The organism is Brevibacterium sp. K11IcPPYGO002, from assembly GCF_050920635.1.
GTDB lineage: Bacteria > Actinomycetota > Actinomycetes > Actinomycetales > Brevibacteriaceae > Brevibacterium.
Genome location: NZ_CP131929.1, coordinates 1190395 through 1205610 on the forward strand (window position 1 = coordinate 1190395; position 15216 = coordinate 1205610).

General features: G+C 64.3%; 14 protein-coding genes. 13 read left to right on the forward strand and 1 reads right to left on the reverse strand.

Annotated elements, in window-relative coordinates:
* Positions 1–123: 123 nt before the first annotated feature.
* The 11 genes from ftsH to QYM46_RS05360 are packed head-to-tail and all read left to right on the forward strand — an operon-like array spanning position 124 to position 10605.
* On the forward strand, positions 124–2307 hold the full coding sequence (gene ftsH, locus QYM46_RS05310; protein ID WP_169251623.1) for an ATP-dependent zinc metalloprotease FtsH: 2184 nt from the start codon (positions 124–126) through the stop codon (positions 2305–2307).
* Positions 2307–2930: a GTP cyclohydrolase I FolE gene (gene folE / locus QYM46_RS05315; RefSeq protein WP_025778024.1), complete on the forward strand. Its 624-nt coding sequence runs from the start codon at positions 2307–2309 to the stop codon at positions 2928–2930. Before ftsH ends, folE begins: the two co-directional genes overlap by 1 nt.
* A 24-nt stretch (positions 2931–2954) precedes the next feature.
* Positions 2955–3833, forward strand: coding sequence for a dihydropteroate synthase (gene folP, locus QYM46_RS05320; RefSeq protein WP_432791144.1), 879 nt, complete (start codon positions 2955–2957; stop codon positions 3831–3833).
* On the forward strand, positions 3830–4726 hold the full coding sequence (gene folK, locus QYM46_RS05325; protein ID WP_432791145.1) for a 2-amino-4-hydroxy-6-hydroxymethyldihydropteridine diphosphokinase: 897 nt from the start codon (positions 3830–3832) through the stop codon (positions 4724–4726). Before folP ends, folK begins: the two co-directional genes overlap by 4 nt.
* Before the next feature lie 28 nt (positions 4727–4754).
* Positions 4755–5216, forward strand: a complete 462-nt coding sequence (locus QYM46_RS05330) for a DUF3180 domain-containing protein (RefSeq protein ID WP_169251625.1) — start codon at positions 4755–4757, stop codon at positions 5214–5216.
* Positions 5213–5713 carry a PH domain-containing protein gene (locus tag QYM46_RS05335; protein ID WP_169251626.1) on the forward strand — a complete coding sequence of 167 codons (501 nt, stop codon included), beginning with the start codon at positions 5213–5215 and terminating at the stop codon, positions 5711–5713. Before QYM46_RS05330 ends, QYM46_RS05335 begins: the two co-directional genes overlap by 4 nt.
* Before the next feature lie 2 nt (positions 5714–5715).
* Positions 5716–7566: a PH domain-containing protein gene (locus tag QYM46_RS05340; protein ID WP_432791146.1), complete on the forward strand. Its 1851-nt coding sequence runs from the start codon at positions 5716–5718 to the stop codon at positions 7564–7566.
* On the forward strand, positions 7563–8453 hold the full coding sequence (locus tag QYM46_RS05345; protein ID WP_432791147.1) for a Rossmann-like and DUF2520 domain-containing protein: 891 nt from the start codon (positions 7563–7565) through the stop codon (positions 8451–8453). Before QYM46_RS05340 ends, QYM46_RS05345 begins: the two co-directional genes overlap by 4 nt.
* A gap of 44 nt (positions 8454–8497) precedes the next feature.
* Positions 8498–10057 (forward strand): lysine--tRNA ligase, encoded by a 1560-nt coding sequence (gene lysS / locus QYM46_RS05350; RefSeq protein WP_432791148.1) that lies wholly within the window; start codon positions 8498–8500, stop codon positions 10055–10057.
* Position 10058: 1 nt separating this feature from the next.
* Positions 10059–10310 carry a hypothetical protein gene (locus tag QYM46_RS05355; protein ID WP_169250772.1) on the forward strand — a complete coding sequence of 84 codons (252 nt, stop codon included), beginning with the start codon at positions 10059–10061 and terminating at the stop codon, positions 10308–10310.
* A complete protein-coding gene (locus tag QYM46_RS05360; RefSeq protein WP_025778016.1) occupies positions 10276–10605 on the forward strand; it encodes a histone-like nucleoid-structuring protein Lsr2 in 330 nt (109 codons plus the stop codon). Before QYM46_RS05355 ends, QYM46_RS05360 begins: the two co-directional genes overlap by 35 nt.
* Before the next feature lie 293 nt (positions 10606–10898).
* Here the strand turns inward: QYM46_RS05360 and QYM46_RS05365 are convergent, their stop codons facing one another.
* Positions 10899–11789: a macrolide 2'-phosphotransferase gene (locus tag QYM46_RS05365; RefSeq protein ID WP_432791149.1), complete on the reverse strand. Its 891-nt coding sequence runs from the start codon at positions 11787–11789 to the stop codon at positions 10899–10901.
* A gap of 150 nt (positions 11790–11939) precedes the next feature.
* On the opposite strand from QYM46_RS05365, the gene QYM46_RS05370 reads away from it, so the two are divergent.
* Both QYM46_RS05370 and QYM46_RS05375 read left to right on the forward strand, forming a co-directional pair.
* Positions 11940–14480 carry an ATP-dependent Clp protease ATP-binding subunit gene (locus tag QYM46_RS05370; RefSeq protein WP_169251631.1) on the forward strand — a complete coding sequence of 847 codons (2541 nt, stop codon included), beginning with the start codon at positions 11940–11942 and terminating at the stop codon, positions 14478–14480.
* 107 nt (positions 14481–14587) lie between these two features.
* Positions 14588–15172: an amino-acid N-acetyltransferase gene (locus QYM46_RS05375; protein WP_101555858.1), complete on the forward strand. Its 585-nt coding sequence runs from the start codon at positions 14588–14590 to the stop codon at positions 15170–15172.
* Positions 15173–15216 lie beyond the last annotated feature (44 nt).

The window sequence follows — 15216 nt, forward strand, 5'->3', positions numbered from 1 at the left end:
TGACGGAATAGATTCGGCACGCATTCGGGCTATAAGGGTGCGAAGTACTAGGCTGTGGGGGATGTTCCCAGGCAGCCTCGGTAGCCTGAAACGGTTGCCCACATCTTTTTCCTGAGAGGACTTATGGCCGAGTCGAACAAACGTCGCCCCCTGCTGAACAAGGCGACGAAGGGCCCATTGGTCTGGATCGTCCTGGCACTGCTCGTCGTATCGATCGGTGCGCTGCTGTTCAGCCAGTCCGGGTTCAGCCAGATCGACACCGAACAGGGTCTGCAGCTGCTGGGAGACGACAAGGTCGAACAGGCCAAGATCGTCGACAAGGACCAGCGCGTCGACCTCACTCTCAAGGACGACTTCACAGTCGGCGACAAGGACTTCGGCAAGAAGGTCCAGTTCTTCTACGTCGAACAGCGCGGCGAGCAGGTCGTCAAGGCTGTCGACTCCGCCGGCCCGGACAAGGGCTTCACCGACGAGGTTCCCAAGCAGAGCTGGCTGATGTCGCTGCTGGGCACGCTCATCCCGTTCGTCATCATCTTCGTCGTCTTCTGGTTCCTCATCTCGCAGATGTCGGGCGGGAAGATGATGAACTTCGGCAAGTCGAAGGCGAAGCTGGTCAACAAGGAGAACCCGGACGTCACCTTCACCGACGTCGCCGGAGTCGACGAGGCCCTCGAGGAGCTCGAAGAGATCAAGGAGTTCCTCGCCGAACCGGAGAAGTTCAAGGCCGTGGGAGCGAAGATCCCCAAGGGCGTGCTCCTCTACGGTCAGCCCGGTACGGGTAAGACCCTGCTGGCCAAGGCCGTCGCCGGTGAGGCCGGAGTCCCGTTCTACTCGATCTCCGGTTCCGACTTCGTCGAGATGTACGTCGGCGTCGGTGCCTCCCGGGTCCGTGACCTCTTCGAGCAGGCGAAGTCGAACGCCCCCTGCATCATCTTCATCGACGAGATCGACGCCGTCGGCCGTCAGCGTGGTGCCGGTATGGGCGGCGGGCATGATGAGCGCGAGCAGACGCTCAATCAGCTGCTCGTCGAAATGGACGGATTCGACGTCAAGACCAACGTCATCCTCATCGCCGCGACCAACCGTCCCGATGTCCTTGACCCGGCGCTGCTGCGTCCCGGCCGCTTCGACCGGCAGATCCCCGTCGAAGCCCCGGATATGAAGGGCCGCAAGCACATCCTCGAGGTCCATGCCGCCGACAAGCCGCTGGCCGACGAGGTCGACCTCGGGCAGGTCGCGAAGCGGACCCCCGGATTCTCCGGTGCGGACCTGGCCAATGTCCTCAACGAGGCGGCCCTGCTCACCGCGCGAGAGAACGCGAAGGTCATCGACAATCGAATTCTGGATGAGGCCATCGACCGCGTCATCGCCGGCCCGCAGAAGCGGACCCGACTGATGAACGACAAGGAACGCCTCGTCACCGCCTACCACGAGGGCGGACACGCCCTCGTCGCCGCGGCCATGAACCAGACCGACCCCGTCACCAAGGTCACGATCCTCCCGCGCGGACGGGCACTGGGCTACACGATGGTGCTGCCGAGCGAAGACAAGTACTCGACGACTCGCAATGAGCTGCTCGACCAGCTCGCCTATGCCATGGGCGGGCGCGTGGCCGAGGAGATCGTCTTCCACGACCCGACCACCGGCGCCAGCAACGACATCGAGAAGGCGACGAACATCGCCCGCAAGATGGTCACCCAGTACGGAATGAGCGACAAGCTGGGCATGGTCAAGATCGGTGACGACCAATCCGAACCCTTCGCCGGACGCGGCTACGGCGGCGGCGACGAATACGGGGATTCGACCCTGTCCTCGATCGATCGCGAGGTCCGCGGTCTCATCGACTCCGCACACGCCGACGCCTACTGGGCGCTGACGCACAACCGCGATGTGCTCGACAACCTCGCCTACCAGCTGCTCGAACGCGAAACGCTGGACCAGGCCGCCCTCGAAGAGATCTTCGCCCCTGTCGTCAAACGCGCCACCCGCGACGTGTGGCTGGCCCACGACGATCGACCCGTCTCCGAACGCGGTCCTATCGCACCTCCCGCACCGCTGAGCGAACGCAGCGACGGTGAAGGCTCGACCGGAGCCGAGGTCGACACCACCGACATCCCCGGAGCCGGACCCACCGGTGTCAGCGGACCCCATGTCCCGCACAACCCGCCGGGACCCGAGAACCCGAACGGCCCCACCGGCCCGACGGGCGGACCGACCGGCCCGGCCGGAGGATCCGGCACAGGCGGTCCCGGAACCGGGGGACCGGCGACGAATGAGACGAACGAAGACAGAGGGAACAACGACTGATGGCCGATATCGAAGAGGTCTCCGCCGGCCTCGGCCCCGCACCCTCGGGGCAGGAGAACAAGGTCGACCAGGAGCGCATCGCCGCTGCCGTGCGTGAGATCCTCATCGCCGTCGGCGAAGACCCCGACCGGGAAGGGCTGCTGGAGACCCCGGGCCGAGTGGCCCGCGCCTATGAGGAGATCTTCGCCGGTCTCCACCGCGACCCGGCCGAAGTCCTCGGCGTGACCTTCGACATCAGCCACGAGGAACTCGTCCTCGTCCGCGACATCGACCTGTACTCCACCTGCGAACACCACCTCGTGCCCTTCCACGGAGTCGCCCACATCGGCTACATCCCGAGCAAGAACGGCAAGGTCACGGGTCTGTCGAAGCTGGCCCGCCTCGTCGAGATCTATGCTCGTCGCCCCCAGGTGCAGGAACGCCTGACCTCGCAGATCGCCGATGCGCTCGTCGACCACCTGGAACCGCAGGGCGTCATCGTCGTCGTCGAAGCCGAACACCTGTGCATGACCATGCGCGGAGTCCGCAAGCCCGGAGCTTCGACGATCACCTCGGCCGTGCGTGGGCAGCTGCGCGAAAGCGCCTCCCGCGCAGAAGCGATGAGTCTCATCCTCGGCCGCTGAGGCCAGAACACGGATCACACAGCGATGGATCTCTCAGCAGTGAAGACGACGCAGATCATGGGCGTCCTCAATGTCACCCCCGACTCCTTCTCCGACGGCGGACTGTGGTTCGACCACGACAGGGCCGTCGCCCACGGCCTCGAACTCGTGGCCGCCGGTGCCGACATCATCGACGTCGGAGGCGAATCGACGCGTCCGGGATCGGCCCGCGTCGACGAAGCCGAAGAGCTGCGCCGAGTCGTGCCGGTCGTGCGTGAGCTCGCTGCTGCCGGAGCAGTCATCAGCGTTGATACGATGCGTGCCCGTGTCGCCGCAGATTCCCTGGCAGCCGGGGCTCATATCATCAACGACGTCTCCGCCGGACAGTCGGATCCGACCATGCTCAGCGTCGCCGCCGAGTCCGGAGCCCCCATCGTGCTCATGCACTGGCGCGGCTACCTCGATCAGGCCTCGGCGACCTTCCACTACGACGATGTCGTCGCCGAGGTGATCGCCGAACTGCGCACCCGCATCGACGAAGCCATCGACGTCGGCGTGAAACCTGCGAACATCATCGTCGATCCCGGCCTCGGGTTCTCGAAGAACGCCGAACACAATTGGCAGCTGCTGGCCTCCCTCGACGAATTCGCCGCCCTCGACCACCGACTCCTCGTCGCCGCCAGCCGGAAGCGCTTCATCGCCTCCCTGCTCAGCCCCGACGACCCGAAGCGGGCCGAACAGGCGGCGAAGGATCAGGCCACGGCCACGATCTCCGCGATCTCCGCGCAGGCCGGCGCCTGGGCGGTCCGCGTCCACGATCCGGCCACCTCGGCGGTCGCGTGCAAGGTCATCGCCGCGGTCCGGGAACACTCCGCAGCAGCGAACCCTACCGCGAACCTCGATACGGAGGGCAACGGACGATGACCGGCGCCGAGGCGACCCCCGACCGCATCGAACTGCGCGGGCTGACAGTGCGCGGCAATCACGGCGTGTTCGACTTCGAGAAACGCGAAGGCCAGGATTTCGTCATCGACGTCACCCTGCACACCTCGATCGAACGCGCGGCAGCCACCGACGACCTCGCCGAGACGATCCACTACGGCGAACTCGCCGAAGACGTCGCCGGAATCGTCGAGAACAACACCTTCGACCTCATCGAGACGCTGGCCGACCGCATCGCCGACCACTGCCTGAGCCTGTGTGAACACGTCGAAGTCGTCGTCCACAAACCATCCGCTCCGATCCAGCGGACCTTCGATGATGTGCGCATCCGCGTCGAACGCCACCGCGCTGCCGGCGCAGACGCGGGGGAGACCGAAGCGTATCTCAGCCTCGGGGCGAACCTCGGCGATGCCGCGGACACCCTCGACCAGGCGGTGGCCGCCCTCGACCGGCATCCGGACATCACCGTCACCGGCCGTTCCTCACTCTTCCGCACCGCGCCCTGGGGCGGAGTCGACCAGGACGACTTCCTCAACCTCGGAGTGCTCGTGACCACGACGCTGTCGGCACTCGAGCTGCTGTCGGTGGCACAGGGAATCGAAGTCGCCTGCGGGCGCACGCGCGAACTCAGGTGGGGACCGCGCACCCTCGACATCGACCTCATCCGCTTCGGCGGCGAGGACGCCGAGCAGCACCGCCGGACCCCGCGGCTGACGCTGCCGCACCCACGCGCCCATGAACGCGCCTTCGTGCTCGCCCCCTGGGCCGAGCTCGTCGGAGACACACTCATCGACACCCCTCAGGGACGGCGCCCCCTCAGCGCGGTTCTGGCCGAACTCGACGACCAGGACATCTCCCGGATCACCTCTGGATAACCGTCCGCGATCTGAGAGACTGGGAAGCATGCAGAGAACCTCCTCGTCCACCCTCGCCGTGTGGGCCGTCATCGGCACGGTGCTCGCGATCGTGGTCGACGTGGTGCTCGAAAGCCAAGGGTTCTCACTGCCGGGCCTGCCCTGGTTCGCCGTCATCGGCATGCTCGTCCTCTCCGCCATCCTGTTCATGCTCGGCTGGCCCATCAAGAAATGGAACGACGGGGACCGGACGAAGGAGATCGACCCGATCCAAGCGGCGAGAGTGGCGATCATGGCCAAGGCCAGCGCCCTGACCGGGGCCGGACTCTCCGGCTGGTATCTCGGCAACGCCGGGTACTATTTCCTGTCGGCCCCGGGGATCCGCAACGACCTGGCCGCAGGTATGCTTGTCGCAATGATCTCTGCCGCCGTGCTCATGATCGTCGGCATGATCGTCGAGGGATTCTGCGAGATCCCACCCCAAGACCCGCCGGGAGCCGAAACAGCATGAACCGCGACCGCTTCTTCTCCATCGGAGCCGATGTGCCCTTCAATCGGGTGAGCCCGAAGTACGGGCTGAAAGAGGTCCTCGCCTCAATGACTCTGCTCGTTCCGCTGCTCATCGCCGGTCTGGTCGTCGCGATCATCTTCACCTCCGAGATGCCCTGGCTGCACCTGGCCTGGATCGCCGTCGCCGTCTACGGCATCATCTCGACGATCATCATCCTTCGGCAGGCGCGTGCCATCGGCTATGCCGAACGCGAAGACGACCTGCTCGTCCGCCGCGGCATCATGTTCCACCGCGCCACCGTCGTGCCCTACGGCCGACTTCAGTTCGTCGACGTCGACGCCGGCCCCATCGACCGCATGTTCGGCTTGGCGACCGTCAAACTCCACACCGCCTCCGCCGCCACCGACGCGACGATCCCCGGACTGCCCCGCGCCGAAGCCGATCGCCTGCGCGACAGCCTCGCCGGACTCGGCCAGGCCAATCTCGCCGGACTGTGACCATGAGCGACGAATCCTCGCCCGACACCCCGAACGCTCCCGCCGAGGCGGCCGCACCGGAGGTCTGGCACCGTGTCCATCCGCTGACGCCGATTCTCGAGAGCCTCGGCGTCCTCGTCGGCATCTTCATCGCCGCGGTCTACGGTCTGCAGAACTTCTTCCAGAGCGCCGTCGAAGACCTGGCTTCCGGCCGCTCCGTCAACCTCACCTTCGCCGAATGGCTGGGCGCCCACCCGCTGGTGATCCTCGCCGTCGTCGGCGGAATCATCCTGATCCTCGTTCTCACAGCCTTCTTCAGCTGGTTGGCATGGCGAGTCATGGGATATCGGGTCGACGCCGAAGCGATCTACTATCGGCGCGGACTGCTGTCGAAGAAGCTGCGCAAGGCCCGTCTGGACCGCGTCCAGTCGATCGACCTGCAGCAGAAGCTGCTGCCGCGCATGCTCGGAATGGGCGAACTCGTCTTCGACGTCGCCGGCGGCACCGACTCGAACATCTCCCTGAAATATTTGTCGAAGAAGCGTGCCGAAGAGCTTCGCGATGAGCTTCTCGCCGCGGTGAAGGCGAAGAAGAACGCTTCCACTGCGGCCGCCACGGCACCGAGCGGAACCACAGTCGAGCACGGTGGGCCCGAGCCCGAAACAGGAGCAGCCGGTGAAGCTGAAACCGGTGCGGATGCGGCAGGTCAGGCTCGCGTCACGGCCGGTGACCACGGCGGCCCAGCCCACGACTCCAGCGGAGAACAGCGGGGTATCGATCTCTCCGTGCCCGAACGCAGCGCCGACAGCATCGGAGTCCGGCTGAGCAAACGGCTGGGCGCCCTCGCCGACGACGTCTCCCACGAAGCGGAAGGCAGCCTCAACGATCTGCTGGCCCCGTACAACCTCTCGGCCGATGTCGGTGAGGAGGGCGAGATCATCCGTGTGCCCGCCCACCGTGTCATCGTGTCCTCCCTGCTCAACACCGGAACGCTGATCTCCGTCGGCGTGATCGTCGCCCTCATCGCCATTGCCGTCGTCTTCCTCGTCGTCGGGATCGAAGAGGCCTTCCTCCCGATCCTCATCGGTGGACTGCCCGGCATCTTCGCCGCATTCACCGCATTCAAGAAGAACCTCGACAATGCCAATTTCGTCGTCCGCATCAGCGAAGACGGGCTGGCCGTCAGACACGGACTCTTCTCCACCTCCCGCAAGGTCATCCCCCTCGACCGACTGCAGGCCGTCTGCCTGCATCAGCCGCTGCTGTGGCGCTGGGCCGGCTGGTGGAGGGCCGAATACAATATCGCCAGCGACGGAGGCAAGAACGACGAGAATCTGCTCCTGCCCGTCGGCGATATCGACCAGGCACTGCTCATGGTGGGTCTCGCCCTGCCCGACCCGCAGCTGCCCGCAGGCATCTCCGCCGACGGCCTCGTCCGGTCGGCCATGTACGACCGGAAGTCCACACATCCCGACGCAGCGGCGGCCGAGGAGCTGTTCCACGCGCAGCCGCGCTCCTCACGGATCATCGACCCCCTTGTCTGGAAGCGACGCGCCTATGCGCTCACCGATTCCCTGCTCGTGCTGCGCCTGGGCATCCTCGACCGACGAGTCGATTTTGTGCCCCATGTCAGGGTCCAGTCCCTGCGCTACTATCAGGGCCCGCTGATGCGAGCGCTGAACCTGGGCACTGTGGCCGTGCATTCGACCGCCGGACCCATCACCCCGCTCGTGAAGCATCAGGATGCCGACGCCGCCAAACGCTTCTTCACCGAGCATGCCGAACGCACTCGGATCGCCCGCGAGACCTACGACGCGGCGGCGAAGAGTCCCCACACCGACCGGACACAGTTCCTCGAGGAGGGCGAAGGATGAGCCAGGGCGACGCACCGCGGCTGGGCATCGGAATCATCGGCTGCGGCCGAGTCGGGGCCAGCATCGGAGCCGCCTGGAGGCAGGCGGGGCACGCGATCATCGGCGTCAGCGCCACCTCGACGGCGAGCCTCGAACGCGCCGAGGAGATGCTGCCGGCAGTGCCCGTCCTCGACCCGGACGAGATCACCGAACGCGCCGAACTCGTTCTCGTCGCCGTTCCCGATGACGAGATCGCGCCGTTGGTCACGGGCCTGGCCGACCTCGGACGCATCCACGCCGGGCAGATCCTCGTGCACTGCTCGGGCCGGTACGGAACGGACGTCCTCGACGCCGGGACCCGCCTCGGCGCCCTGCCCATCGCCCTGCATCCGTCCCTGACGTTCACCGGAACCGAAGTCGACCTGAGTCGGCTGCGGCAGGCGACGATCGCGGTCACAGCGCCGGCACCGATCCGTCCGGTGGGGGAGGCCCTCGTCGTCGAACTCGGCGCCGAGCCGATCGACATCGCCGAAGCGGACCGTCCCCTCTACCACGCGGCCATCACCCACGCCTCGAACCATTCGATCACGATCCTCGCCGAAGCCATGGAACTGCTCTCAGAGGCGGGAGTCGCCGATCCCTCGGCCGTCCTCCACGCCCTCGTCGACGCCAGCGTCGCCAACACCATGCAGAATGGGCCCAAGGCACTGACCGGGCCGATCAGCCGCGGAGACGTCGGAACCATCGAAGCGCACCTGGCCGCACTGAGCGAATTCAGCCTCAGCCGGTCGAACCCGTCCGTGCGCAACAGCTACATCGCGCTTGCGCGATCGACAGCCGCGAAAGCCCTGGCGATGGGACGGATCACAGAAGCCCAGGCACAGCAGATCCTGACTGCTCTGGACTGACCGCCGAATTCCCCCGTGCGGCCCGTCCACGGTAGCCTTGAAGCATGGCGAACACCGACTCGAAGACACCTGAGAACGCAGACCTTTCACCCGAACACCTCGACCCGGAACAGATCCGGATCCGAAAGGACAAGCGCCAGCGTCTCCTCGATGACGGATCCGACGCCTACCCGGTCACGGTGCCCCGCACGCACAGCCTCGCCGAGGTCCACGCCGCCCACGACGGACTCGAAGCCGGTGAGGAGACCGACGACGTCGTCGGCGTCATCGGCCGCGTCGTCTTCGTCCGCACCACCGGAAAACTCTGCTTCGTCACCCTGCAGGCCGGCGACGGCACCCGACTGCAGGGCATGCTCTCGCTGCGCGAAGTCGGTCAGGAGCGCCTGGATGACTTCAAGACCGACGTCGACCTCGGCGACTTCCTGTTCCTGCACGGGAAGGTCATCAAGTCCAAGCGCGGTGAACTCTCCGTCCTCGCGGACTCGTGGACCATGGCATCGAAGGCCATCCGCCCGCTGCCCGGCCTGCACACCGAACTCGCCGAGGACACCCGCGTCCGCCAGCGCTACCTCGACCTCATCACCCGCGAGCAGGCCCGGGAGACGATGCTCACCCGCGCCAAAGTGATGTCATCGCTGCGGAAGACCTTCGCGGACCAGGACTTCGTCGAGATCGAGACCCCGATGCTGCAGACCATGCACGGCGGTGCCTCGGCGCGCCCATTCAAGACGCATATGAACGCCTACGACATCGACATGTATCTGCGCATCGCCCCGGAGCTGTTCCTCAAGCGGGCGGTCGTGGGCGGAATCGAGAACGTCTTCGAGATCAACCGGAACTTCCGCAATGAGGGCGCTGACTCCACGCATTCCCCGGAATTCGCGATGCTCGAGGCCTACCAGTCCTTTGGCGACTACCACTCGATCGCCGATCTGACGAAGACCCTGATCCAGAACGCGGCCCAGGAAGCCACCGGATCTCTCATCGTGACTCTCGACGACGGCACCGAATACGACTTCGGCGGAGACTGGCCGGTCGTGAGCATGTACGACTCCCTGTCCGAGGAATCCGGCGTCGAGGTGACTCCCGAGACCGGATTGGACGTCCTCGACAAGATCGCCGCCGACAACAACGTCGACTTAGACGGCGTCTTCAGGTCACACGGCAAGTACGTCGAAGAGCTGTGGGAGCACTTCTATCAGGACAAGCTGTGGGCTCCGACCTTCGTCACCGACTTCCCGGTCGACACCTCACCGCTGGTGCGTGAGCACCGGACGAAGAAGGGCGTCGTGGAGAAGTGGGACCTGTACGTGCGCGGCTTCGAGCTGGCGACCGGCTATTCCGAGCTCGTCGACCCGATCATCCAGCGGCAGCGCTTCGAAGCTCAGGCTGCGGACGCCGCTCGCGGCGACGACGAGGCGATGGGTCTCGACGAAGACTTCCTCATGGCCATGGAGCACGGAATGCCGCCGACCGGCGGAATGGGAATGGGGCTCGACCGTCTGCTCATGGCACTGACAGGTTTGGGAATCCGCGAAACAATTCTGTTCCCATTCACCAAGCCATTGGCTTCTTCGCAGGAGGATTCGGCTCAGGAGGGCTGATGTGAATATGTTGGATATCCTCAAAGCGCTGCTCCCGTCGATCTGTGTGGGATTGCTGTTCTGGTATGTATTCCGGAATATCGTCCGCGCAGATCGCAATGAACGCGCACAGGTTGATAAGTACTATTCAGAGATCGAAGTTAGCGGAATCGAGGATAATCTTGAAACGGATGTTAAGATGACATCGACAAAATCCTCTGATTACGAAAAGAGTGAACATGGCAAGGGAAATGCGCCTCGTTCTCACGGATGATTTCGACGGAAGCGAAGCGGCGGAAACCGTTCGCTTCAGCCTCGATCAGGCAACGTACGAACTCGAGCTCTCAACCGAGAATGCCGAAAAGCTCCGTGAGACGTTCGCCCCATTCATCGCCAAGGCACGTCGTGTAGCCAACACCGGTGGTCGTGGCCGCCGTGCGGGTTCGTCCGGACCCAAGCGGGACACGGCGAAGATCCGCGAATGGGCTCAGAGCAACGGATACCAGCTCGGTGATCGTGGGCGGATCCCGCTGGAGATCGTCGAAGCATACGAAGCAGCGGAGAAGTAAGAGGCTCATTCGAAAGCCGATAACCTCCGATTAGTCCCGAGGGGCCAGCGAATTGAATCGCTGGCCCCTCGGGCTTTTTGTGCTCGGCCTTCGCATTTTCAATTGCCCTCTTCCAGCGATGCGGCAACACAGCAATGATGAAACATCACAGACAATTGCCAGGTGGAGAGTAGTTGAAGATCATACCGATTGATGGGCAGCCAAATGATTCGATGAAGTTGCACACGAATCAAGGGAGCCTGCACTGCGGCTGAGGCAAGACCCCTGCTCACCGGACGGCTATTGAAGTCGGTTCAGTTCTCCGGGTTCAATTGAATTCGTGCTGCGCTCATATGCTCCGAGTCTCCAGTCTGCAGAGCGTACAGACCCAATTCGACGGGCGACGTCGAGTAGAGCTCGCCGCAGTGCTCTGCGAACCTGGGCCATATCCGACCGCCGGCTTCCACGTATCGCGCGCTCGCGTTCTCGAACGCTGAGGCCGAGACGCTGGCGTGGTGGAACATGAAATCCCTGGCCGGATCGCCGATTGCAGCAGTCGTCCAGTCGAGGATGCTCAGATTGACGGGTCCGTCCATGAGCTGATGCGCCGGGTACACTTCGCCATGAGTCACGGTTGAGAACGACGGCCAATAACTGTCATCGTCGAGCCACGCGGTCCACCGTCGGAGCAGGTTCGGCGCCACCTCGAACTCAGCGGCGACGGTCTCGATGTCATCGCGCTTGCGCTGTCGGATCTCTGTGGGGGAGAACTCCGGAATGCCTGTGTCCCGAACGGCGGCCGGGTCGACGGTGTGAAGTTCCGCGAGGACAGATCCCAGCGACACGGCATACTCGGGGGATTCGACATCGAAATGCCACTGCGGCACTCCGGCGTCATCTACCGTCAGCCCGGGAGTGCCTGGCAGCAGCGGGTAGGCGATGAGATCGTCCGAGTGGACCTGCCAATCCGGGACCGCGACGCTCAGGTGCGGTGCGATGGCCTTGAGGAACCGGCCCTCGACGGCGGCGCGGGCGGAGACATCCGGACGCCGAGGTATCCGGAGCACCCACGATTCGCCGTCGACCGCCTCGGCGATGGCGACCTGGAAGTCGAGGCCGAGCTCGTTGATGACGATGGAATCGGTGATGATGTCGAGACCGTGGGCCCGGGCCAGGTCCCGGATGATCGTGGGATCGGTGGGCATGTCTGCGTCCTCTCTGACGTTGCTGTATGGGTCTCGAGTCTAGAGAATTTCGCCGACAGCCAAACCCTTTCGGCTGATGGCGAAACCTGCAATAGATCCGCGGTCGTGGTGGTTAGGCTCAGAAGAATCAGAAGACCGAGGAGGATGAATATGTTCGAGCGGTTCACCGACCGAGCACGACGCGTCGTGGTGCTCGCGCAGGAAGAAGCGAAACTTCTCAAACACAACTACATCGGCACCGAGCACATTCTGCTCGGCCTCATCCACGAGGGTGAAGGTCTGGCAGCGAAGGCTCTCGAGGGCATGGACATCTCCCTCGAACAGGTGCGTGACCAGGTCCAGGAGATCATCGGCCAGGGCCAGCAGGCGCCCAGCGGCCACATTCCCTTCACCCCGCGGGCGAAGAAGGTCCTCGAGCTCAGCCTCCGTGAAGCCCTGCAGCTGGGTCACAGCTACATCGGCACCGAGCACATTCTGCTCGGCCTCATCCGTGAGGGCGAAGGCGTTGCCGCGCAGGTGCTCGTCAAGCTCGGCGCGGATCTCGGACGCGTCCGGCAGGAAGTCATCAAGCTGCTGTCGGGCTACCAGGGCAAGGAACCCGTGTCCGCCGGCGGTCGCGAAGAGGGAACCCCCTCGGGGTCGCTCGTGCTCGACCAGTTCGGCACCAACCTCACCGCCGCGGCCCGCGAAGCCAAGCTCGACCCGGTCATCGGCCGGCACGAGCAGATGCAGCGCGTGATGCAGATCCTCTCACGCCGTACGAAGAACAACCCCGTTCTCATCGGCGAACCCGGTGTCGGCAAGACTGCTGTCGTCGAAGGACTCGCACAGGCCATCGTCAACGGCGATGTTCCCGAGATCCTCGCCGACAAGCAGCTCTACACCCTCGACCTCGGTTCGCTGGTCGCAGGTTCCCGCTACCGCGGTGACTTCGAAGAGCGCCTGAAGAAGGTGCTCAAGGAGATCCGCACCCGCGGCGACATCATCCTCTTCATCGACGAGATCCACACCCTCGTCGGTGCCGGAGCCGCCGAAGGTGCGATCGACGCCGCGTCGATCCTCAAGCCCATGCTGGCTCGGGGAGAGCTGCAGACCATCGGTGCGACCACTCTGGACGAGTACCGCAAGCACATCGAGAAGGATGCAGCCCTCGAGCGTCGGTTCCAGCCGATCCAGGTTCCCGAACCGTCGCTGGCGCATTCGATCGAGATCCTCAAGGGTCTTCGGGACAAGTACGAAGCGCACCACAAGGTCACCGTCACCGACGGGGCCCTGGCAGCCGCGGTGAACATGTCCGATCGCTACATCAACGACCGGTATCTGCCGGACAAGGCGATCGACCTCATCGACGAAGCCGGTGCCAAGTTGCGCATCTCGCGTCTGTCGGTTCCCCAGGAGATCCGTGACCTGGAGGAGAAGATCCTCGAGGCCCGCCACCGCAAGGAAGCCGCCATCGATGCTCAGGACTTCGAACTGGCAGCCTCGGAGCGTGACTCCGAGATGAAGCTGCAGAAGGAGAAGGAAGAGCAGACCGAGGCGTGGCGCAAGTCCGGCACCGACACCTCGAAGGTCGTCGATGCCGATCTCATCGCCGAAGTGCTCGCCTCTGCCACGGGCATCCCGATCTTCAAGCTCACCGAGGAGGAATCCTCGCGTCTGCTCCGGATGGAAGACGAGCTGCACAAGCGCGTCATCGGTCAGGACGACGCGGTCAAGGCGATCTCGCGGGCGATCCGTCGTACCCGTGCCGGACTGAAGGATCCGAAGCGTCCCTCCGGTTCGTTCATCTTCGCCGGCCCCACCGGCGTCGGCAAGACCGAGCTGGCCAAGGCGCTGTCCGAGTTCCTCTTCGGCGATGAGGACTCGCTCATCAGCCTCGACATGTCCGAGTACTCCGAGAAGCACACGGTCTCGCGACTGTTCGGTTCGCCTCCGGGATACGTCGGCTACGAAGAGGGCGGTCAGCTCACGGAGAAGGTTCGCCGCAAGCCGTTCTCGGTCGTCCTCTTCGATGAGGTGGAGAAGGCCCACTCGGACATCTTCAACTCGCTGCTGCAGATCCTCGAGGACGGTCGCCTGACCGACTCGCAGGGCCGTGAGGTGGACTTCAAGAACACCATCATCATCATGACTACCAACCTCGGTACGCGTGATATCTCGAGTGGACTCCAGCTTGGATTCCAGGTCGAGGGTGACACGAAGACCAACTACGACCGGATGAAGCAGCGGGTCAACGAAGAGCTCAAGCAGCACTTCCGTCCCGAGTTCCTCAACCGCGTCGATGACACGATCGTGTTCCCGCAGCTGAGCATGGTCGAGATCATCAAGATCGTCGATCTCTTCCTCGAGCGTCTCGACGTCCGCCTTGCCGATCAGGGCATGAAGGTCGACGTCACCGCCAAGGCGAAGGATCTGCTCGCCGAACGCGGCTACGATCCCGTCCTGGGTGCCCGACCGCTGCGTCGGACCATCCAGCTCGAGATCGAGGACACCCTGTCGGAGAAGATCCTGTTCAAGGAGCTCGGGCGTGGCCAGACCGTGAAGGTCGACGTCAAGGGTGAAGGAAAGGACGCTGAGTTCACCTTCGAAGGCATCGAGACCGAGAGCCTGAAGCCCGCTGAGGATGTCGACAGCGAACTCGCAGGTTTGAGTTCGTCCGGTTCGAGCGGGTCCTCGGAGACCTCGGCCTGATCGTTCCTCACCTTCTCGGATAACGCGTAAGAGTCCGGGGAGTCGGCAGCCAGCCGGCTCCCCGGACTCTTTCGTATTCGCAGCCGGGGATGGTGTTGAATGTGGGTATGAGCTCACACGCAGGCGACTTCGACCACGAGCGGATCTCCGAAGACCACCATTCCAAGCACGAACTGCCCGGAGGCCTGTACCTGCGACGGGCGAGGACCGGCGACGTCAAAGGCATCGAGGCACTGGTCGCTCCGCTGGCCGGGGAGCGGATTCTGCTCGCCAAGGACACGGTGACGTACTTCGAGTCGCTGCAGGAGTTCTGGTTGGTCGTCGACCCGCAGCCCGACGGGTCGGAGATCCTCGCCGGTTGCGGTGCCCTGCACATCATCTGGGCTGACCTCGCCGAGGCCCGCACGGTCGCCACGTCCCCGGACTATCGGGGCAGGGGGGTGGGCAAGGCGATCATCAGACAGCTCCTCACCGATGCCCGTGAGATCGGTGTCGACCGGGTGTTCTGCCTGACCTTCGAGACCGGGTTCTTCGGATCGCTCGGCTTCGAGCCGATCAAAGGCATCCCCGTCTCACCCGAGGTCTACGTCGAGCTGCTTCACTCCACCGATGAGGGTGTGGCAGAGTTCCTCGATCTGGCACGGGTGAAACCGAACACCCTGGGCAACTCACGGATGATCAAATACCTCTGAGACGGACTCAGATCACACCTCTCACCGGCCGGGTGGGGGCGATG

Bases quoted from the DNA above. Each gene is read 5' to 3' on its own strand.
- ftsH (WP_169251623.1), top strand. From the start codon at position 124: ATGGCCGAGTCGAACAAACGTCGCCCCCTGCTGAACAAGGCGACGAAG.
- folE (WP_025778024.1), top strand. From the start codon at position 2,307: ATGGCCGATATCGAAGAGGTCTCCGCCGGCCTCGGCCCCGCACCCTCG.
- folP (WP_432791144.1), top strand. From the start codon at position 2,955: ATGGATCTCTCAGCAGTGAAGACGACGCAGATCATGGGCGTCCTCAAT.
- folK (WP_432791145.1), top strand. From the start codon at position 3,830: ATGACCGGCGCCGAGGCGACCCCCGACCGCATCGAACTGCGCGGGCTG.
- QYM46_RS05330 (WP_169251625.1), top strand. From the start codon at position 4,755: ATGCAGAGAACCTCCTCGTCCACCCTCGCCGTGTGGGCCGTCATCGGC.
- QYM46_RS05335 (WP_169251626.1), top strand. From the start codon at position 5,213: ATGAACCGCGACCGCTTCTTCTCCATCGGAGCCGATGTGCCCTTCAAT.
- QYM46_RS05340 (WP_432791146.1), top strand. From the start codon at position 5,716: ATGAGCGACGAATCCTCGCCCGACACCCCGAACGCTCCCGCCGAGGCG.
- QYM46_RS05345 (WP_432791147.1), top strand. From the start codon at position 7,563: ATGAGCCAGGGCGACGCACCGCGGCTGGGCATCGGAATCATCGGCTGC.
- lysS (WP_432791148.1), top strand. From the start codon at position 8,498: ATGGCGAACACCGACTCGAAGACACCTGAGAACGCAGACCTTTCACCC.
- QYM46_RS05360 (WP_025778016.1), top strand. From the start codon at position 10,276: ATGGCAAGGGAAATGCGCCTCGTTCTCACGGATGATTTCGACGGAAGC.
- QYM46_RS05365 (WP_432791149.1), bottom strand. From the start codon at position 11,789: ATGCCCACCGATCCCACGATCATCCGGGACCTGGCCCGGGCCCACGGT.
- QYM46_RS05370 (WP_169251631.1), top strand. From the start codon at position 11,940: ATGTTCGAGCGGTTCACCGACCGAGCACGACGCGTCGTGGTGCTCGCG.
- QYM46_RS05375 (WP_101555858.1), top strand. From the start codon at position 14,588: ATGAGCTCACACGCAGGCGACTTCGACCACGAGCGGATCTCCGAAGAC.